Consider the following 18,802-nt stretch of genomic DNA (forward strand, 5'->3'; position numbering starts at 1 on the left):
ACATTTCGTATATTGTTTTCAGCAGAAGACTGGAATATTACAATGTATTTCCTCTATACTAAATAAAGTATAAAGGAGGAAATGATGATGAAAAAACTGATTATAACTTTATTTATCGCGATGCTAGCGTTGGCTGGCTGTAATACAAACAAAGAAGAACCGAAAAAAGAACAGAAACTTGAAGCTGTAAAAGTAGCAGTCCAAACAAATCCGAAAGAAATTAAACCAGGTGAAAAAACAGAAGTACAAGCACTTGTTACACAAGGGAAAGAAAAAGTAACGGATGCCGATGATGTAAAGTTTGAAATTTGGAAAGATGGCGACGAAAAGCACGAGATGTTAGATGGTAAGCATAAAGGAAAAGGTGTTTATGCAGTAGAGAAAACATTCGAAACGGATGGAGTATACCATATTATCGCTCACACAAATGCACGTGAAATGCACGTTATGCCGGAAGTGAAAGTTGCTGTAGGAAATGCGAAAGTAGAAGATGCGAAAAAAGAAAATAGTGATCACAGTGCAGGACATGGAGATCATAAAAGTGACACAATGATCCATCTTATGGCTGGAGACATAAAGGCAAATGCTGAATCTACAATGAAAGTTCATTTAAAGCAAAAAGAAGAAGCATTAGCTGGTGCTGAAGTACAACTAGAGATTTGGAAAGATGGTGTTGAAAAACACGAATTTATTCCAGCGAAAGAAGGGAATAAAGGAGAGTATGAAACGAAACATACTTTCAAAGAGAACGGTGCTTACAAAGTGAAAGTGCATGTAAGAAAAGGCGAATTGCATGAACATAAAGAAGAAACAATAGAAGTAAAATAAAAAGTAGCTCTTTAGAGCTACTTTTTATTTTTAATATGAAGAAATAAATCATAAAAAAATTAGCACTTCGTTGCAGAATGAATTACAATAGAAGTGTGAAGAAAATGAGAAATTCTACGAAAATGTATTAAAAAGAAAGCGTAAACATGTTATGATATCAGTATCAGATGTCTGACATCTGACTTAGAAAAAACTAGAAATGTTTTTGAGTCGTTTCAAGTAAAACGAAATAGGTTAGAGAATGGTTTAAAGAAGTACTGTTTGACAATGAGAATTCTTATGGATAACAGTTTCACTTTATAGCGTTTTGAACATACTACAAGAAGTAGAACTGAACTTATAGGAGGTCGCAGTTATGAATAAATATAAACGTATATTCCTAGTCGTAATGGACTCTGTGGGAATCGGTGAAGCACCAGATGCTGAGCAATTTGGTGATTTGGGATCTGACACAATTGGTCACATTGCTGAACATATGAATGGTTTACAAATGCCTAACATGGTGAAATTGGGTCTTGGTAACATTCGTGAAATGAAAGGTATCTCTAAAGTAGAGAAACCACTTGGATATTACACAAAAATGCAAGAGAAATCTACTGGTAAAGATACAATGACAGGTCACTGGGAAATCATGGGCCTTTACATTGATACACCATTCCAAGTGTTCCCGGAAGGATTCCCGAAAGAATTACTTGATGAATTAGAAGAAAAAACAGGCCGTAAAATTATCGGTAATAAGCCAGCTTCTGGAACTGAAATTCTTGATGAACTTGGCCAAGAGCAAATGGAAACCGGCTCTTTAATCGTTTATACTTCTGCTGATAGCGTATTGCAAATTGCAGCACACGAAGAAGTAGTGCCACTTGATGAGTTATATAAAATCTGTAAAATTGCACGTGAATTAACATTAGATGAGAAATACATGGTAGGTCGTGTTATTGCTCGTCCATTCGTTGGTGAACCTGGAAACTTTACACGTACACCAAACCGTCATGATTATGCATTAAAACCATTCGGCCGTACAGTAATGAATGAATTAAAAGATAGTGACTACGATGTAATTGCTATCGGTAAAATCTCTGACATCTATGATGGTGAAGGGGTAACGGAATCACTTCGTACGAAGTCTAACATGGATGGAATGGATAAGCTTGTAGATACATTAAATATGGACTTTACAGGTCTTAGCTTCTTAAACTTAGTTGACTTTGATGCATTATTCGGCCACCGCCGTGATCCACAAGGATACGGAGAGGCTCTGCAAGAATATGATGCACGTCTTCCAGAAGTATTCGCAAAACTACAAGAAGATGATCTATTATTAATTACAGCAGACCACGGTAATGATCCAATTCACCCTGGTACTGACCATACACGTGAATATGTACCATTATTAGCATATAGCCCAAGTATGAAAGAAGGCGGACAAGAGTTACCACTTCGTCAAACATTTGCTGATATTGGTGCAACAGTAGCAGAAAACTTCGGTGTGAAAATGCCAGAATACGGAACAAGCTTCTTAAACGAGCTAAAGAAATAGGGGGATAAACAAATGAATCGTGAACTTATTACAAAATCAGCTTCATACTTAAAAGAGAAATTTCAAGAGACACCACAAGTAGGACTAATCCTTGGATCAGGACTTGGTGTATTAGCAGACGAAATTGAGAACGCAGTAACAGTACCTTACAGTGAAATCCCTGAGTTCCCAGTATCAACTGTAGAAGGCCATGCAGGTCAACTAGTATTTGGCACACTTCAAGGTGTAACAGTAGTAGCAATGCAAGGACGTTTCCACTTCTATGAAGGATACGACATGCAAAAAGTAACATTCCCAGTTCGTGTTATGAAAGAACTAGGTGTAGAAACGGTTGTTGTAACAAACGCAGCTGGTGGTGTAAATACATCATTCGAGCCAGGCGATCTTATGTTAATTTCAGACCACATTAACTTCATGGGTACGAATCCATTAATCGGACCAAATGATTCTGAAATGGGCGTACGTTTCCCTGATATGTCTACATCATATACAGTAGAACTTCGTGAAATGGCGAAACAAGTTGCAGCAGACTTAAATATTAAAGTACAAGAAGGTGTATACGTTGGAATGACAGGTCCTGTATATGAAACACCTGCTGAAATTCGTATGCTTCGTACACTTGGCGGAGATGCAGTTGGTATGTCAACAGTACCTGAAGTAATTGTAGCACGTCATGCTGGAATGAAAGTATTAGGTATTTCTTGTATTTCAAATATGGCAGCTGGTATTTTAGATCAGCCACTTCATCACGATGAAGTAATTGAAACGACAGAACGTGTTAAAGCTAACTTCTTAGCATTAGTAAAAGCAATCGTAAAACAAATGAAGGGGTGACTTCACAATGAGAATGGTGGACCTAATTGCAAAAAAACGTGACGGACATGCATTAACGACAGAAGAAATTAACTTTATTGTTGAAGGATATACAAATGGTGATATTCCTGATTATCAAGTAAGTTCACTTGCAATGGCAATTTTCTTCCAAGATATGAACGATCAAGAGCGTGCTGATTTAACGATGGCAATGGTAAATAGCGGCGATACAATTGACTTATCAGCTATTGAAGGTGTAAAAGTAGATAAGCATTCGACAGGTGGTGTTGGTGATACAACGACACTTGTATTAGGTCCATTAGTAGCTGCTTTAGACGTACCAGTAGCGAAAATGTCTGGACGCGGTTTAGGACATACTGGTGGTACAATTGATAAATTAGAAGCAGTTCCAGGATTCCATGTGGAAATTGAAAACGATGAATTCATGCGACTTGTAAATGAAAACAAAATCGCTGTTATCGGCCAAAGTGGTAACTTAACACCTGCTGATAAAAAGTTATATGCACTTCGTGACGTAACAGCAACAGTAAACTCAATTCCGCTTATTGCAAGTTCGATTATGAGTAAAAAAATTGCTGCTGGTGCAGATGCAATTGTTCTTGATGTAAAAACTGGAGCAGGTGCATTTATGAAAACGGATGAAGATGCAAAACGTTTAGCAGAAGCAATGGTACGCATCGGTAATAACGTTGGTCGTAATACGATGGCAGTTATTTCTGATATGAGTCAACCACTCGGTGAAGCTATCGGTAACGCACTAGAAGTACAAGAAGCAATTGATACATTACAAGGTAAAGGGCCAAAAGATTTAGAAGAGCTATGTTTAACACTTGGAAGCCAAATGGTGTACCTTGCTGGACAAGCTTCATCTTTAGAAGATGCACGTGAAAAGCTAATTGAAGTAATGAACAACGGAAAAGCGCTAGAATCATTTAAAACGTTCTTATCAGCGCAAGGCGGCGACGCATCTGTTGTTGATGACCCTTCTAAATTGCCACAAGCACAATTTAAAATTGAAGTGGAAGCGAAAGAAGACGGATATGTATCAGAAATCGTTGCAGACGAAATCGGAACAGCAGCAATGCTTTTAGGAGCAGGACGTGCAACGAAAGAGTCAGAAATTGATTTAGCAGTTGGTCTAATGCTGCGCAAAAAAGTAGGCGATAGCGTGAAGCAAGGTGAATCCCTTGTTACAATTTACGCGAACCGCGAAAATGTTGAAGATGTAAAAGCGAAAATTTATGAGAACATGAAGATCTCTAAAGAACACGTAGATGCACCAACTTTAGTACACGGTATCGTAACGAAGTAATAAAAAAAGCTGAGGAGATTTCTCCTTGGCTTTTTTTACTATTTTTTGTTTATAATAATAATGGGTGAAATTATGATTAGAATTTGTGCAGTAACAAAAACAGATGAAGTATTATATGATGTTTCTCTAGAAGAAACAAAGAAAGACCATATTGTATGGTATTGGCTAGATTTATATAAGCCAACGAAAGAAGAGTATACATATATTCTGCAAGACCATTTTAAGTTCCATCCCCTTGCAATTGAAGACTGTCTAGAATATGTACAGAGACCAAAAGTTGATTTTTATGATGGATATAACTTTTTAGTTCTTCACGCGTTTGGAGAAGATGGGCTAGAACCACATGAAATTGATTTGTTTGTTAGTGATCGCTATATTGTTTCTTTCCATTTTTCTCATAATAATGCAATTGAAAGAGTATGGAAAACACTTGGTGAGAAGAGGCGGATTAAGAAAGGACCTTTACATGTAGCACATACAATCACTGATCAAATTGTAGATGATTATTTCGCACCTGTATATTACATTGAAGATCATTTAAATGCGATTGATGATAATTTAACAGGTGAGACAGCAGGAGCCGTGCTAGAAGAAGTATTTGATATTAGGGCAGATTTATCTAAGTTAAGACGTACAATTATTCCAATGCGTGATTTATTGTATCGTATTTTGAATTCCACTCGTTTTTACGGTATAAGTGATCATGAGATTTATTTTAAAGATATACATGATCATTTACTTAAACTTACGGAAATGATTGAGGCAAGTCGAGAGTTAACGGCGGATATTCGGGATAGTTATTTTTCATTAAACTCACATCATATGAATAACATTATGAAAACATTAACTGTATTCTCGACTATTTTCATGCCATTAACATTTATTGCGGGAGTATATGGAATGAACTTTACGCATATGCCAGAGCTTGGTGGACAATATAGTTATTTTATTTGTCTTCTTCTAATGGCATTAATTGGCGGCGGAATGATGGCATGGTTTTATAAAAAAGGATGGTTTAAGTAAAAAACACCGAGGATTTCCTCGGTGTTTTTTCTTAACCAATAGCATGTAATACAAACATAGCTAAGAATAAGCATGTAATGATATACATAGATGGTGCGACTTCTTTACGCTTTCCAAGAGCAACTTTTAAGATAGGGTAAGCAATAAATCCGAACGCAATGCCATCAGCGATACTATATGTGAGCGGGATCATAACGATAATTAAGAATGCTGGAAATCCTTCTGAAAAGTCGTTCAGAGGAATTTGTTGAATGCTTGTAATCATCAGACCGCCAATAATAATTAAGATTGGTGCAATGGCACTATCAGGAATTAATTTGACAAATGGAAGAGCAAACAGTGATGCAAAGAATAGCAACCCAGTAACGATAGACGTCAGACCTGTCTTACCACCTGCAGTAATACCTGCGGCACTTTCTACTGTTGAAACGGTAGGGCTTGTGCCAAATAGACCACATGTCATTGCTGAAATTGCATTGGCTTGGTAAGCACGTGGGAATTTACGATCATCTTCTAATAAACCGTGCAGAAGTCCCATGTTCTCAAAAATAAGCACCATGCTTAAAGAGAATGTTGCAATCCAAAATGGTAAGGAAGAAAGTTTCCCAAATGACATAGCTCCAAACACATCACCGTAATTAGCGAATGAGAATGAACTATTTCCCATTTGACTCGTATCCACAAGACCAAATAACCATGAGATACCAGTTCCTATTGCAATCGTCCATAAAAAGTTTCCACGTACGTTACGAATAAATAATACAAGTGCAATGATAAGAGTAAGTAATGTCGCAAGAACGACAGGATTACTTAATTTCCCCATTGCCACAGCAGTATTTGGGTTCGAAACGACTAAACCACCTTTTTGCAATCCGATAAACGCTAAAAATAATCCAATGCCGACAGTAATCGCTTCCTTTAATGACTTTGGAATTGATACTGATAGCACGCGAGCGATTGGTGTAAAAGCGGCAATTGCAAAAATAATACCAGAGATAAAGACAGCAGCTAATGCTTCTTGCCAAGTTAGTCCAAGCGTATGCACAGCTGTGTACGTGAAGAATGCATTTACACCCATACCAGGGACAAGAATAGCAGGTGCATTTGCCCAAAATGCCATGAGTAGACATCCGACAAATGAACTAAAAACAGTTGCTAAAATTCCAGCTTCAAGAGGAATGCCAGCATCTGATAAGATGGACGCATTTACAATCATAATATATACGATTGTGAAAAATGACGTAACTCCAGCTAAAACTTCTTGTTTTGGTGATGTTTCGTGTAAACCTAATTTAAATGTTCTTTCAAGTATTCCTTTCATGTTAAACCTTCTTTTTCATATCCCTCTCCCACCCGTGATATCTCTTTTGTAAGAGCTCACCGTCCTTTATTATATCAGAACATCATGTTTTTACAACAAGTAAAATGATAACGTTTACTTGTAAAGAGAATTCGTTATAAATACGTAAAAATAGCCCGTATGGATGAAATGATTTCTAATTCACCAGATTGAATGGGCGGGGCTGCTTGTGCATGTAAAGTAGCATAAGACGTAACCTCCCGTGGTAATTGGGCAGATTCTTCAACGAATGAGAGGGGAACAGGATTAATATTTAGATTATATGTACTCGCAATAGCACGAGCTTTTTCTACTGCCTGGTGAAGAGCTTGAATGAGAGCCTTCTCATAATATTTATTTGGATGAGATACTCGGAAACGTAAACCTTTTGCTACATTTGCGCCATTTGATACGGCTATATCATATACTTCCCCAGCTTTTTGTACATTTAAAACGGTAATTTCATACAAATGCTCCACACGGTATCCTTGGAGCAATGCTTTATCATTTACATATTCGTATTGAGGAGTGATCGTATAAGAAATCGTTTCTATATCTTTATCGGCAATACCAAGCTGTTTAAGTGCATCCAGTAATTGTTTTGATTGTACTGCATTTTCTTCCTGCGCTTGTTTTACATTTTTACTATCAGTTCGAATGCCAAGCGTTAATATAACAACGTTTGGTTTTGCTTTGACAACGCCTTCGCCTTGTACAGTAATAGTAGCTTCTTTACCAGTATTAGCTGTGCGTACGTTGTGTAAATAAGGATTTATTCCACCCTGCATTTTCCATCACCATCCTTTTTATATGTATATGTGTGAACAAAAAAGAAATTTATATGAAAAAAGTTACATAAATGAGAATGTTGAGGAAAGAAATCATATACAATATAGGTATTTATAGATTATAATATGTGTAAATATGATAAAAAAGGGACGAGGCTATTGAACGAAAAAAGAGAAACGCTGATTTTAGATTTATCTGCATCATTTCGAAAAATGATACGTTTATTACAAAATGATATTAATACACGTTTTGCAGAACATATGCCATATAATGAATTTTCTGTATTACGTGCGTTATTTTTAAACAGTCCACAGATGGCTTCGCAAATTGCGAGTGAAGTAAACGTAACCTCCAGTCATATTACAGCTGTTACAGATCGACTTGTACGAAAAGGATTAGTAGAAAGAAAACGTTCTAATTCAGATCGTCGTATCGTGTACTTAGAAATTACAGAGCACGGAAGAGAAGTAACTGAAAAACTTGAAGCTGTGCGTAAAGAATATTATAAAGAGAGATTTAAAGGTTGGAGCGACCAAGAAATAGAAATGGTCTTAGAACTATTTGGCCGCGTATTATAATAAATGAGGATAGGAAGCGAAAGCATTCCTATCCTTTTTCTTTTGAATAAAAATATTTTGAAACTCCGATACTTTAATTAAAAGATCGGAGGAAAGATTATGAAATATATTGCTGCACTTACCATTTTATTTGGTAGTTTTTTCTATTTTAAAACATTCACGTACGCAGATACGCCTATCCAAGTGGTGCGAAAAGAAGTGAAGTACATTGAAACTGATAATACAGTTTTATATTCGAAATTATGGGTTCGTTCTATGCAAAACGCAGTATTATTTCACCATAGCGATAATATTCGTAATCGGGACACATTACGTAATGTAACAAGTTCATCGTTTGTTAAAGCGAAGCAACTATCTTTTCAGAAAGCAGCACTTTATATACCGAGACTATCGCAATACGTATCAAAAATAGGGAAAGAAAACATTCAAGTGTACTACATTGCGATTCACTATAATGTGAAAAAAGAAAATGCATATCAATTAGATGGTATGAACTATTTTCTACAAGTATTTGTAAAAGAGCGTGGGGAATGGAAAATTGCCGAAAGTGTAGTTGCACCGACAGAGCAAATTGTGCAAAATGGTGATGGATTTGGGATGAAAGAAGAGATGGTGTATGGGGATAGGAGAGAGAATGTGAAATAACCTCCTCTTTAAGAGGAGGTTATTTCACACGCCAAGAAAATTTAAATTTTAATAAGCGAGATAATAGTAGGTAGACTATCGTACTGGTTCCTATAAAACCAATATAATAATTTAAGATAGAATGACTTCCTCCCGTTGCCATTCCTCCAAACATTCCAATAAAGATTACACAACATATCATACATAGTGTTTTGAGTTTCGGATATAATAGAAAATTCCCATTTTGTTCATTAGGTGATCTTGTATATAAGTACATTCCTAAAGGTAATAGAATAAGTACATTTGCGATTGGGCCGATAAGTTTTGTTGCTGAGGGAATATACGTAAAATTAGGTTCATCATGACGTACGCCTTGTTCATCAGTATAAGCACGTTGAGGATCGTAATTAAAATTAATATTGAATCCGCGAACTGGCGCTAAAATACTCACTTTTTCTATTACTGAACCATAACGATCTACATTCTCCTCCGTATAGACGGGATGATTAGAAATAAGTCCAACCGTATGAATAGAAATAGCTCCGGCAATTAGAGTCGGCAAAATAAAAGGGAATCCAAGTATAGCAACACTGAAGAATCCTTGTGAAATCATATTACCAGCAATTGTTCCTATGCATAATGCAAGTGTATATATAGCAATTAAGATGATAACCATGTATAAGAAATAGGTATGAAATGGTGAAAATATTTGATACTTATTATGAAAAGTTGCCTTTTTCATAATAGCAAAAAGTCCCCAATTCAATATAACGATAGCTAAAATATTACACACACCAAAAAGCCATTTCGTCATGAAGAGATGTTTCCGTTTAAATGGCATAGACCATAGAATGTCACTTGATTGATTTTGACGCTCCCATCCAATAAGGATGCAGGCTAATGCAATAAGGAGTCCTCCTTGAACCATGATAGCATCGGGAAGTGAAAGTTGATAATAGTATCGGTATATATATTTCCATTCATTATGTTCATGAAAATATTTTAATTGCTCGGCAGATGCTAAGTAGTATTTATAGGATAGTACATAAAAACTTACTAACCAAAATAGCCAAACAATATATTTACTTTGCTTGTAGGTATGCATCCATAATACTTTTTGAAACATAGGATCTCTCCTTTAAAAAACTTTATAGTTTGTAAGACGTGATAATATAAAATAAGTGACGATTCCAAATAAAAAGAACCCAACATAGTAACTAAATAATAAATCAAAACGCTTCAACATTTGCCCACCTATTAATGCAAAATAAAAGGTAGTACACGACATCCAGAGTGAGTTGTATTTTGGAAAAAGGAAAATTTTCTTATTATGTTCATTAGGTGACCTTGCATAGAGAAACATCCCAATAAGCAAACTGAAAATTGTATAGAAGATAGGAACAAGTATTATTTTTGCAGAGTAATAACTATGAAAAGTAGGTCCCCTTTGTATTACTTTTCCATGATCTTCATCTGATTGGGCAGTAGGGTGGTAATTATAACTAATTGAAAAGTCTAATATAGCGCTTGAAATGTTGGTCTTTTTATTGAATTCATAAATGTTTTCGAAATTCGTATAACTTTTATTCCCCTGTATTGCCTCAGCATGAGCTGTAAAGAATAGGAGTAAGAGTGAAAAGATTCCCATTCCCATGATGCAAAAAGTAATGCTAAAGATGCTTTGTGAAATAATACTGCCAGTAAATGTACCAATACATAAAGAGACAGTATAGATCGCTATATATGTGAAAATTGCATACAGGAAATATCGATGAAACGGTTCGAAAGATTGATATTCAAAGTGAATCGTAGATTTATAAATAAAATACATAAGACCCCAATTGATTAGAAGTGATAGTACAATGAAAAATCCACCGAAAACCCACTTCGATAAGAACATATCACGTCTTTTAAATGGAAATGTCATAAGTGAATCTCCACTTTGATTACTTCGCTCCCAACCAATCAATATACAGGATAGGATAATTGTAATAATACCTAACCAAAAGCTATTAGAAGAATAAAAAGAATAATGATAGTAGAACTTTTCTTCACCTATTTTTTCTGGATGGAGAAAGAGAGACTGTTGAGTTTCTGCTGCTTGATAGTATTCGAAAGATAAAAAATAAAGCGAACTAAAGAAAAACAGTAACGCAGCATATTTCCCGCGCTTCCAATTCCACATCCACAACGCTTTATGAAACATACCCATCCTCCTCCAGTGTCGTAACGAAGACATCTTCAAGTGACATTGTTAGTTCTTCAATGAGTATAGGTTGCTCTTTATAAAACTTCTCCAGTGTTGTAGCTACATTTCCCTCAATTAAGATTGTATATACTTTTCCCGTTTGGTTTAATATTTTAATATTGCTTAAGTTTTCTAGTTTTTGAGGTAATGAGCGTTCATAGGCTACTTGGATTTTAGCAAATTGTGATTTTGCATCGTCTAGTGATGTAATAGAAGATACAGTATGTCCTTTTAAAATAATGATTGTATCTGCAATTTGTTCAACTTCATCTAAATGATGGGTAGATATGAAAATGGTAATCTCTTTTTCTGCAACTTCTCCAACGAGAAACTGTAAAATCTGTCTTTTAACGATAGGATCAAGTCCGTTTGTTGGTTCATCTAAAATAATATATTCTGCCTGTGCAGCAACAGCTAAAATGATGGCAAGCAGTGCTTTCATTCCTTTTGAATAACTACGAATTCGTTTGTTTGGTAAATTGAAACGTTCTAGTAGTTCGTAGAAATATGGTTCATCAAATGCTGTATAAACTGCTTTATAAAACTTCACGATTTCTTTTACTGTATAACCGTTCAGTATGTTAGTAGAATCCGGAACATATACGATTTTTTGTTTCGTTTCAGGATTTTTATGAATGTCGATATCCTCATATGTAACAGTTCCCTCATCTGGGTCTAAAATACCGACTATCGTTCGTAATAAAGTTGTTTTCCCCGCACCATTTCTTCCAAGTAATCCGACGATACTACCTTTTTGTAATGTGAAAGAAACATCGTCTAAAATTGTTTGATTATCAATTGTTTTCTTCAAGCTTGTCACTTTCAACATCCGTATTTCCTCCAATCTCTTTATAGTATGAATCTATCCAATCATGAATTTTATCTTTCGTAATACCAAGATAAGAGGCTTCTAATAGTAATTGATGAAATTGCTTTTCAACCATAGCGATTTTCCTTTCGTCTAATGTTGGGGTAATCGATTGGGATACAAATGTTCCTTTTCCTCGTAACGTTTCAATAATTCCTTGTCGCTCTAACTCTTGATACGCTTTACTCACTGTATTTGGATTTATAACGAGTAAAGAAGCGAGCTCGCGTACAGAAGGAAGTTTATCACTTGGAGCCAACATGTTTTTCAATACGAGTTCTTTTATATTTTGAACAATTTGTTCCCATATCGGAGTGTTGCTTCTTGGGTCAAGTTGAATATGCAAGAGCAATGTCTCCTTCCTCATATGTATTAAGTGTACTACTGTGTGTAATACACTTAATACAATATAGGGGACGAATGTATTTGTCAAATGAAAATAATAGAAAAAATTGGTATTAAAAAAAGAGAAATTGGAAAAAATAGGTCTGATATAGAATGGAGGGTTAGTCATGAAGCGAGTTTTTGGAATACTTGTTTGTTTCATGTTATTGCTTTCTGGAACTTCAGTGAGTTTTGCGCAATCTGAGAAAACGAAGCAGGAGAAAACAGAAGAAACAACGCCGAAGTTAGCGGAACAAGCGTCGTCAGCAATCGTAATTGAGCAAGATACAGGTAAAGTTTTATTTGATAAAAACCCAAATGAAAAATTACCACCTGCTAGTATGACAAAGATTATGACAATGCTTTTAATTATGGAACAAGTTGAAAAAGGAAAACTAAAACTGACCGATAAAGTTAGAGCGAGCGAACATGCAGCTTCAATGGGTGGATCGCAAATCTTTTTAGAACCTGGGGAAGAGATGACTGTAAATGAGATGTTAAAGGGTATTGCAATTGCATCTGGAAATGACGCATCTGTTGCAGTAGCTGAGCATATCGCAGGTTCAGAAGAAGGATTTGTAAATATGATGAACAAAAAGGCGAAAGATCTAGGGTTGAAAAATACACATTTTCAAAACCCAACAGGTCTTCCGGCCAAAGACCATTATTCGACAGCAAATGATATGGCTATAATGGCGAGAGAATTGATGAAGTATCCACTTATTCGTAAATACACAGGTAAGTACGAAGATTATTTACGTGAAGATACGGATAAAAAGTTTTGGCTCGTTAATACGAATAAGCTAGTACGTTTTTATCCTGGCGTAGATGGAGTAAAAACAGGTTTTACGACAGAAGCGAAATATTGTTTAACAGCATCGGCTCAAAAAAATGGCATGCGTGTCATTTCAGTTGTCATGGGAGCACCAACATCAAAAGAACGGAACAACGAAGTGACGAAGCTTCTTGACTATGCATTTGGACAATATATGACAAAGAAATTGTATACGCGCGGCGAAAAAATTAAGACAGTTCAAGTAGGAAAAGGGAAAAAAGAAAAAATAGATTTAGTTGCGTCAGATAATGTTTCTCTTCTTATGAAGAAGGGGGAGAGTATGGACAAGGTAAAACAAGAAGTAATTGCTGAAAAGAAAGTAAAAGCACCGATTAAAAAAGGTGACGCGCTTGGCACACTTGTTATTAAAAAAGATAAAGATGTTTTATTAAAACAAACAATTGTAGCAAAAGAAGATGTTGCTGCAGCGAGCTGGTGGGAGTTATTTAAAAGAAGTTTTGGGATGTTTTCAACATCAAAATAGCGGCAAATAGTTTGCCGCTTTTCTATTCGTATGCCAGTGAATAATGCTGAAAGGTTTCACTTTATGACGAAATAGTTCTTCTTTTGTCAGCAGGAAGGATTCTTATTTTATATCACGAAAATCTTTATGTATGTGAATAAGTAAAGTTTGAGCATAAGGAGGAAATCGTGTGAGTCTTTCCATGCAATTAGAAGTAAAACGTGACGTCCTATGTGTGAGACTAGAGGGTGAATTAGATCATCATACGGCTGAAGAGTTGCGAACGAAAGTAACAGATATGATTGAGACACATGGTGTTCATCATATTGTTTTGAGCCTAGAGAACTTATCGTTTATGGATAGTTCTGGTCTAGGTGTTATATTAGGCCGATATAAACACGTAAAGGGATTAGGTGGAGAAATGGTTGTTTGTGCAATTTCACCGCCTGTTAAGCGTTTATTTGAAATGTCGGGCTTATTCAAAATCGTTCGCTTAGAAGAAAGTGAAGCGCACGCGCTCGCGACGTTGGGGGTGGCATAGATGAGAAATGAAATGAACCTTCAATTTTCAGCATTAAGTCAAAATGAATCATTCGCTCGCGTTACAGTGGCGGCTTTCATTGCACAACTAGATCCAACGATGGAAGAATTAACGGAGATCAAAACAGTTGTGTCAGAAGCGGTTACAAATGCAATTATTCATGGATACGAAGGAAATGCAGAAGGTATTGTTTATATTTCTGTAATTTTGGAAGAAGCAATGGTGAAACTCACGATTCGAGATGAAGGGATTGGAATCTTTAACTTAGATGAAGCGAGACAACCCCTTTTTACAACTAAACCTGAATTAGAGCGTTCCGGAATGGGATTTACTATCATGGAAAATTTTATGGATGAAGTAGAAGTTATTTCAAACGAATCTTTCGGGACAACAATCCATTTGACAAAATACTTATCAAATAGTAACGCTCTATGCAATTAAGGAGAATAGCCTATGGACATAGAGGTCAAAAATGAGAAGAAGAAACCTCAGTTAAAGGACCACGAGCTAAAAGCGTTAATTCAAAAAAGTCAAGATGGAGATCAACAGGCGAGAGATACAATCGTTCAAAGTAATATGCGTCTCGTTTGGTCGGTTGTACAGCGGTTTCTTAATCGAGGATACGAACCAGACGATCTATTTCAAATTGGATGTATTGGGCTCTTGAAATCGGTAGATAAATTTGATTTATCTTTCGACGTGAAATTTTCAACATATGCAGTTCCAATGATTATTGGAGAAATACAACGTTTTTTACGTGATGATGGATCAGTGAAAGTTAGTAGGTCTTTAAAAGAAACAGGGAACAAAATTCGAAAGATGAGAGATGAGCTTTCGAAAGAGTTCGGAAGGGCTCCAACGATTAATGAGGTGGCAGAGGCGCTAGAACTAACGCCAGAGGAAGTTGTTCTAGCACAAGAAGCGAGCCGGGCGCCTTCATCTATACATGAAACTGTATATGAAAACGACGGTGATCCAATCACTATTTTAGATCAAATTGCAGATCAATCTGAAACGAAATGGTTCGATAAAATTGCTTTAAAAGAAGCGATTAGAGAACTAGATGAACGAGAGCGCTTAATTGTATACTTGCGTTACTATAAAGATCAAACACAGTCAGAAGTAGCAGAGCGCATAGGTATTTCGCAAGTACAAGTTTCAAGACTTGAAAAGAAAATATTAAAACAGATGAAAGATCGAATAGACGAATAATTGTCTATTCGATTTTTTTATGAAGTTAATAGGAGAGAGATGTTAATTTTCGAAAAAATTAACAGAATTTATTGATAATTTAGTTAATTTAAAATATAATCCAAGTATGAACTTGTCATAAAGGGGGGAAGGAAACATGGAAACGAGGCAACAATGGGGAACGAGAGCTGGATTTATTTTCGCAGCGGTCGGATCTGCCGTTGGATTAGGAAACATATGGCGTTTTCCTTATACAGCGTATGAAAATGGCGGCGGGGCATTCTTTTTACCGTACTTATTTGCATTATTAACGACGGGTATTTCATTGTTAGCATTTGAGTTTGCTCTTGGTCATCGTCATCGTGGCTCAGCACCACTTACATTTTTCCGTATTAGCCCGCGTGCCGAATTTATTGGATGGTGGCAAATGTGCGTAACATTTATCGTTTCAACATATTATGCAGTGATTATTGCTTGGTCTATATCGTATACATACTTTGCAATTACTGGAGCATGGGGAAAAGACACGCAATCATTTTTATTTAAAGAGTACTTACATGTTGCAGATAAGCCAGGACAATTTGGAGGACTTGTACCGGAAGTATTAATTCCGTTAGCTCTCGTTTGGATTATTGTGCTTGGCGTTGCATTTAAAGGAGTTAAAAAAGGAATCGAAGTTGTTAACCGTATATTTATTCCTTTATTAGTTGTTATGTTCCTTATTATCGTCGTTCGTGCAGTGACGATGGAAGGTGCTATGCAAGGACTAGATGCATTCTTTAAACCAGATTGGAGTCGTATTTTTGATGGGAAAGTATGGCTTGCTGCTTATGGTCAAATATTCTTTAGTTTATCTTTAGCATTTGGAATTATGATTACGTATTCTAGTTATTTACCGAAAAACTCTGATACAACAAATAATGCCTTTATTACTGGATTCGCAAACTCAGGATTTGAATTATTAGCAGGTATTGGAGTCTTTGCAGCTCTTGGATTTATGGCAAATAATATGGGAGTACCGGTTGATAAAGTAGCAAGTGCTGGCGTTGGACTTGCGTTCGTAGTATTTCCGCAAATTATTAATGAGTTGCCGATGTCACCGTTGTTTGGTGTATTATTTTTCTTATCGTTAACGGTTGCTGGAATCACATCACTTATTTCACTTGCGGAAGTATGCTTTGCCGCTGTATCTGAAAAATTCAGTTTAAGTCGTGAAAAAACCATTGGAATTATGGGAACCCTTCTCGTGTTAGTTTCTCTTGTTTTTGCAACACGTGGTGGACTTATGTTCTTAGATGTTGTCGACTATTTCGCTAATAATTTCGGATTAATTACAATTGCACTTGCGGAAGTAGTTACGATAGGGCTCATTTTACGTCGTTTACCAGTTTATCAAAATCATGCAAACTTTGTATCTGATATTAAATTAGGAACGTTTTGGAGAGTGAGTTTACTCGTTATTACTCCGCTTATGTTAGGGTATATGCTAATTGATGGTACAATCCAAAATATTAAAAAGAACTATGGAGATTATCCGACTGAGTTTGTTGTAACGTATGGTTGGTCGATAGCAGCAGCATTCCTCATAGTTGCAATAATCATTGGTCTGAAAAAATGGGATGCACAAATTCATTCGGACTCTGCCAAACTTGAAAAAGAATGGAAAGATCGAGGTGTTTCATAATGAGTGGATCAGCGATTATGATGATGGTTATTGGAATCGTAGTCATTTGGGGAGGGCTTGCATTAAGTATTGCAAACTTATTTAAGAAAAAGGCATAAGTAAAAAACATCTGCACCAAAATGGTGCAGATGTTTTTTTATGAAAAAATTGTATTAGAAAAAAATTCAATAACCATACTACAACTACGAGGAAGAGTGAAGGGGTGAATGAAAGTTGGAACAAACGATTTATATTAAAATGCGCAATCGTTTAAAAGTTTCTCCTACTTATGAAGTAAAGCTGGGCGATGTTGCTCAACTTGCCGGAGATTCTTCTGTAGTTGAGTTGTTACAAAATGAGATAGTTTACAAAATAACAGCGCATGATAAGACGCATGTTGTAATTGATGTTATGAAAGTAATTGAGATTATTCAACAGAAAGCATCTCATGTACAAATTAATTTACTCGGTTCTGGACAAACTCTTGTTGAAATTATATACGAAAAAAAGAAGGCGCATCCAGTTTTTTTCGGGCTTGTATGGCTGTTACTTTTCATTGGAGCGGCCCTTGCGATCATTTATTTCCATGAAGATGTAAGTATGCAACAAGTACATCAACGGTTATATTACATGATTACTGGAGAATTTAATGCGCAACCACTTTTATTTCAAATTCCTTATTCTTTAGGTCTTGGCTTAGGGATGGTTTTATTCTTTAATCATGTATTTCAAAAGCGAATTAATGAAGAGCCAAGTCCGCTAGAAGTTGAGATGTTTCAATACCAACAGTCGCTTGATCAATATGTAATCGTTAATGAAAACAAGGATAATATGAAACAACTTGCCGATGATTGAGTCTGGATTTGTTATTTTAATTGGTTTAGCTGGAGGGATTGCGGTAGGTAGCGGGTATGTCGCATTTTTAGCTGTACTTGGTATAATCCCCCGTTTAGCTCAATTAACGAGAAGTGGAAAGCATATTCAATATTTTGAGTGGGCAGTCATTGCAGGTACTTTAACAGGGGCTTGGTGTAGTTTGAAAAACATTACATTTCAAACATCGCAATATTGGCTCGTTATATTAGGGATATTTTGTGGCACGTTCATTGGAATGCTTGCTGCGGCATTAACAGAGGTGTTAAATGTTCTACCTATTTTAGCGAAACGAGTAGGGGTAGAGGGGAAGATTGTTGTTTTACTCATTGCTATTGTACTTGGGAAAGTAATAGGATCGTTGTTTCACTGGATTTATTTCGTAAAGTAGGAGGCAGTATATAAATGACAAGTCAGAAATTGAAGGATGATTACATAAATAAAGTGAAGGAGTATCATCCAAAGCCAAACTATTTACTAAATTGTATCAAAGCATTTCTTGTAGGTGGACTCATTTGTACAGTTGGAGAAGTATTGATGAAATTTTATATACATTATTTTCACTTCAGTGAACAAGAGGCAGGAAACCCAACTGTTGCAACGCTTGTTTTATTATCCGCGATTTTAACAGGATGTGGTGTATATGATAAAATCGGTCAATTTGCTGGAGCAGGATCAGCGGTGCCGGTGACAGGATTTGCAAATTCTATGGCGAGCGCTGCCTTAGAGCATAAGAGTGAAGGGATTGTTCTAGGGATTGCTACAAATATGTTTAAACTGGCAGGAAGTGTAATTGTATTTGGGGTTGTTGGTGCATATATCATTGGGTTAATAAGGTATACCTTTAAAGTTTTTATGTCTTAAAGGAG

General features: G+C 36.0%; 22 protein-coding genes. 16 read left to right on the forward strand and 6 right to left on the reverse strand.

Annotated features, from left to right (window positions below; translation table 11 throughout):
- The first annotated feature begins 87 nt into the window (after positions 1-87).
- From ASE54_RS06025 to corA, 5 genes are all read left to right on the forward strand, one after another.
- On the forward strand, positions 88-828 hold the full coding sequence (locus ASE54_RS06025; protein WP_000733454.1) for a FixH family protein: 741 nt from the start codon (positions 88-90) through the stop codon (positions 826-828).
- Positions 829-1,183: 355 nt separating this feature from the next.
- Positions 1,184-2,368, forward strand: a complete 1,185-nt coding sequence (deoB, locus tag ASE54_RS06030) for a phosphopentomutase (protein WP_001046081.1) — start codon at positions 1,184-1,186, stop codon at positions 2,366-2,368.
- 12 nt (positions 2,369-2,380) lie between these two features.
- Positions 2,381-3,202, forward strand: a complete 822-nt coding sequence (locus ASE54_RS06035) for a purine-nucleoside phosphorylase (protein WP_001078446.1) — start codon at positions 2,381-2,383, stop codon at positions 3,200-3,202.
- Positions 3,203-3,209: 7 nt separating this feature from the next.
- Complete coding sequence (locus ASE54_RS06040) at positions 3,210-4,514, forward strand: pyrimidine-nucleoside phosphorylase (protein WP_001243069.1); 1,305 nt, start codon at positions 3,210-3,212, stop codon at positions 4,512-4,514.
- A gap of 60 nt (positions 4,515-4,574) precedes the next feature.
- Entirely contained in the window at positions 4,575-5,537 is a 963-nt protein-coding gene (gene corA / locus ASE54_RS06045; RefSeq protein WP_002026281.1) for a magnesium/cobalt transporter CorA, read from the forward strand.
- A 31-nt stretch (positions 5,538-5,568) separates the two neighbouring features.
- Here corA and ASE54_RS06050 read toward each other — a convergent pair whose 3' ends face one another.
- Together ASE54_RS06050 and ASE54_RS06055 are read right to left on the reverse strand one after the other, a co-directional pair.
- Complete coding sequence (locus ASE54_RS06050) at positions 5,569-6,858, reverse strand: NCS2 family permease (protein ID WP_000676243.1); 1,290 nt, start codon at positions 6,856-6,858, stop codon at positions 5,569-5,571.
- A gap of 134 nt (positions 6,859-6,992) precedes the next feature.
- The gene (locus ASE54_RS06055; RefSeq protein ID WP_001161431.1) at positions 6,993-7,664 is read right to left on the reverse strand and encodes an SIMPL domain-containing protein; all 672 of its coding nucleotides are present in this window, start codon (positions 7,662-7,664) and stop codon (positions 6,993-6,995) included.
- A gap of 159 nt (positions 7,665-7,823) precedes the next feature.
- On the opposite strand from ASE54_RS06055, the gene ASE54_RS06060 reads away from it, so the two are divergent.
- Together ASE54_RS06060 and ASE54_RS06065 are read left to right on the forward strand one after the other, a co-directional pair.
- Positions 7,824-8,243 (forward strand): MarR family transcriptional regulator, encoded by a 420-nt coding sequence (locus ASE54_RS06060; RefSeq protein WP_001003307.1) that lies wholly within the window; start codon positions 7,824-7,826, stop codon positions 8,241-8,243.
- A 99-nt stretch (positions 8,244-8,342) separates the two neighbouring features.
- Positions 8,343-8,888 carry a hypothetical protein gene (locus ASE54_RS06065; protein WP_000873788.1) on the forward strand — a complete coding sequence of 182 codons (546 nt, stop codon included), beginning with the start codon at positions 8,343-8,345 and terminating at the stop codon, positions 8,886-8,888.
- Positions 8,889-8,907: 19 nt separating this feature from the next.
- Here the strand turns inward: ASE54_RS06065 and ASE54_RS06070 are convergent, their stop codons facing one another.
- The 4 genes from ASE54_RS06070 to ASE54_RS06085 are packed head-to-tail and all read right to left on the reverse strand — an operon-like array spanning position 8,908 to position 12,329.
- Positions 8,908-9,993 (reverse strand): hypothetical protein, encoded by a 1,086-nt coding sequence (locus tag ASE54_RS06070; protein ID WP_000487025.1) that lies wholly within the window; start codon positions 9,991-9,993, stop codon positions 8,908-8,910.
- Between the two features lie 12 nt (positions 9,994-10,005).
- Entirely contained in the window at positions 10,006-11,073 is a 1,068-nt protein-coding gene (locus ASE54_RS06075) for an ABC transporter permease (RefSeq protein WP_000468517.1), read from the reverse strand.
- Positions 11,063-11,944: an ABC transporter ATP-binding protein gene (locus ASE54_RS06080; protein ID WP_000922124.1), complete on the reverse strand. Its 882-nt coding sequence runs from the start codon at positions 11,942-11,944 to the stop codon at positions 11,063-11,065. Before ASE54_RS06080 ends, ASE54_RS06075 begins: the two co-directional genes overlap by 11 nt.
- Positions 11,910-12,329 carry a GntR family transcriptional regulator gene (locus ASE54_RS06085; RefSeq protein WP_000548027.1) on the reverse strand — a complete coding sequence of 140 codons (420 nt, stop codon included), beginning with the start codon at positions 12,327-12,329 and terminating at the stop codon, positions 11,910-11,912. The genes ASE54_RS06080 and ASE54_RS06085 overlap by 35 nt, the downstream gene beginning before the upstream one ends.
- A 166-nt stretch (positions 12,330-12,495) precedes the next feature.
- Here ASE54_RS06085 and dacF point away from each other — a divergent pair, with 166 nt between their 5' ends.
- From dacF to spoVAC, 9 genes are all read left to right on the forward strand, one after another.
- Complete coding sequence (gene dacF, locus ASE54_RS06090) at positions 12,496-13,686, forward strand: serine-type D-Ala-D-Ala carboxypeptidase DacF (RefSeq protein ID WP_000832002.1); 1,191 nt, start codon at positions 12,496-12,498, stop codon at positions 13,684-13,686.
- A 169-nt stretch (positions 13,687-13,855) separates the two neighbouring features.
- Positions 13,856-14,206 carry an anti-sigma F factor antagonist gene (gene spoIIAA / locus ASE54_RS06095; RefSeq protein WP_000059135.1) on the forward strand — a complete coding sequence of 117 codons (351 nt, stop codon included), beginning with the start codon at positions 13,856-13,858 and terminating at the stop codon, positions 14,204-14,206.
- Positions 14,207-14,647: an anti-sigma F factor gene (gene spoIIAB / locus ASE54_RS06100; protein ID WP_001243398.1), complete on the forward strand. Its 441-nt coding sequence runs from the start codon at positions 14,207-14,209 to the stop codon at positions 14,645-14,647. It begins immediately after the preceding gene.
- A 12-nt stretch (positions 14,648-14,659) separates the two neighbouring features.
- The gene (sigF, locus tag ASE54_RS06105; RefSeq protein ID WP_000350729.1) at positions 14,660-15,418 is read left to right on the forward strand and encodes an RNA polymerase sporulation sigma factor SigF; all 759 of its coding nucleotides are present in this window, start codon (positions 14,660-14,662) and stop codon (positions 15,416-15,418) included.
- A gap of 136 nt (positions 15,419-15,554) precedes the next feature.
- Complete coding sequence (locus tag ASE54_RS06110; RefSeq protein ID WP_000450088.1) at positions 15,555-17,081, forward strand: sodium-dependent transporter; 1,527 nt, start codon at positions 15,555-15,557, stop codon at positions 17,079-17,081.
- Positions 17,081-17,179: a methionine/alanine import family NSS transporter small subunit gene (locus tag ASE54_RS06115; RefSeq protein ID WP_000016826.1), complete on the forward strand. Its 99-nt coding sequence runs from the start codon at positions 17,081-17,083 to the stop codon at positions 17,177-17,179. The genes ASE54_RS06110 and ASE54_RS06115 overlap by 1 nt, the downstream gene beginning before the upstream one ends.
- Before the next feature lie 115 nt (positions 17,180-17,294).
- Positions 17,295-17,915, forward strand: coding sequence for a stage V sporulation protein AA (locus tag ASE54_RS06120; protein ID WP_000438368.1), 621 nt, complete (start codon positions 17,295-17,297; stop codon positions 17,913-17,915).
- On the forward strand, positions 17,908-18,324 hold the full coding sequence (spoVAB, locus tag ASE54_RS06125; RefSeq protein ID WP_000572938.1) for a stage V sporulation protein SpoVAB: 417 nt from the start codon (positions 17,908-17,910) through the stop codon (positions 18,322-18,324). Before ASE54_RS06120 ends, spoVAB begins: the two co-directional genes overlap by 8 nt.
- 14 nt (positions 18,325-18,338) lie before the next feature.
- Positions 18,339-18,797 carry a stage V sporulation protein AC gene (gene spoVAC, locus ASE54_RS06130; RefSeq protein ID WP_000203809.1) on the forward strand — a complete coding sequence of 153 codons (459 nt, stop codon included), beginning with the start codon at positions 18,339-18,341 and terminating at the stop codon, positions 18,795-18,797.
- Positions 18,798-18,802 lie beyond the last annotated feature (5 nt).

The sequence above is a fragment of the Bacillus sp. Root131 genome, from assembly GCF_001429475.1.
GTDB lineage: Bacteria > Bacillota > Bacilli > Bacillales > Bacillaceae_G > Bacillus_A > Bacillus_A thuringiensis_S.

What these genes read in the sequence shown, in the direction of transcription:
- ASE54_RS06065 (WP_000873788.1), top strand. Translation starts at nt 8,343, where the DNA reads ATGAAATATATTGCTGCACTTACCATTTTATTTGGTAGTTTTTTCTAT.
- spoIIAB (WP_001243398.1), top strand. Translation starts at nt 14,207, where the DNA reads ATGAGAAATGAAATGAACCTTCAATTTTCAGCATTAAGTCAAAATGAA.
- spoVAC (WP_000203809.1), top strand. Translation starts at nt 18,339, where the DNA reads ATGACAAGTCAGAAATTGAAGGATGATTACATAAATAAAGTGAAGGAG.
- dacF (WP_000832002.1), top strand. Translation starts at nt 12,496, where the DNA reads ATGAAGCGAGTTTTTGGAATACTTGTTTGTTTCATGTTATTGCTTTCT.
- ASE54_RS06055 (WP_001161431.1), bottom strand. Translation starts at nt 7,664, where the DNA reads ATGCAGGGTGGAATAAATCCTTATTTACACAACGTACGCACAGCTAAT.
- ASE54_RS06040 (WP_001243069.1), top strand. Translation starts at nt 3,210, where the DNA reads ATGAGAATGGTGGACCTAATTGCAAAAAAACGTGACGGACATGCATTA.
- corA (WP_002026281.1), top strand. Translation starts at nt 4,575, where the DNA reads ATGGGTGAAATTATGATTAGAATTTGTGCAGTAACAAAAACAGATGAA.
- deoB (WP_001046081.1), top strand. Translation starts at nt 1,184, where the DNA reads ATGAATAAATATAAACGTATATTCCTAGTCGTAATGGACTCTGTGGGA.
- sigF (WP_000350729.1), top strand. Translation starts at nt 14,660, where the DNA reads ATGGACATAGAGGTCAAAAATGAGAAGAAGAAACCTCAGTTAAAGGAC.
- ASE54_RS06070 (WP_000487025.1), bottom strand. Translation starts at nt 9,993, where the DNA reads ATGTTTCAAAAAGTATTATGGATGCATACCTACAAGCAAAGTAAATAT.
- ASE54_RS06115 (WP_000016826.1), top strand. Translation starts at nt 17,081, where the DNA reads ATGAGTGGATCAGCGATTATGATGATGGTTATTGGAATCGTAGTCATT.
- ASE54_RS06050 (WP_000676243.1), bottom strand. Translation starts at nt 6,858, where the DNA reads ATGAAAGGAATACTTGAAAGAACATTTAAATTAGGTTTACACGAAACA.
- ASE54_RS06110 (WP_000450088.1), top strand. Translation starts at nt 15,555, where the DNA reads ATGGAAACGAGGCAACAATGGGGAACGAGAGCTGGATTTATTTTCGCA.
- ASE54_RS06080 (WP_000922124.1), bottom strand. Translation starts at nt 11,944, where the DNA reads ATGTTGAAAGTGACAAGCTTGAAGAAAACAATTGATAATCAAACAATT.
- spoVAB (WP_000572938.1), top strand. Translation starts at nt 17,908, where the DNA reads ATGATTGAGTCTGGATTTGTTATTTTAATTGGTTTAGCTGGAGGGATT.
- ASE54_RS06075 (WP_000468517.1), bottom strand. Translation starts at nt 11,073, where the DNA reads ATGTTTCATAAAGCGTTGTGGATGTGGAATTGGAAGCGCGGGAAATAT.
- ASE54_RS06025 (WP_000733454.1), top strand. Translation starts at nt 88, where the DNA reads ATGAAAAAACTGATTATAACTTTATTTATCGCGATGCTAGCGTTGGCT.
- ASE54_RS06035 (WP_001078446.1), top strand. Translation starts at nt 2,381, where the DNA reads ATGAATCGTGAACTTATTACAAAATCAGCTTCATACTTAAAAGAGAAA.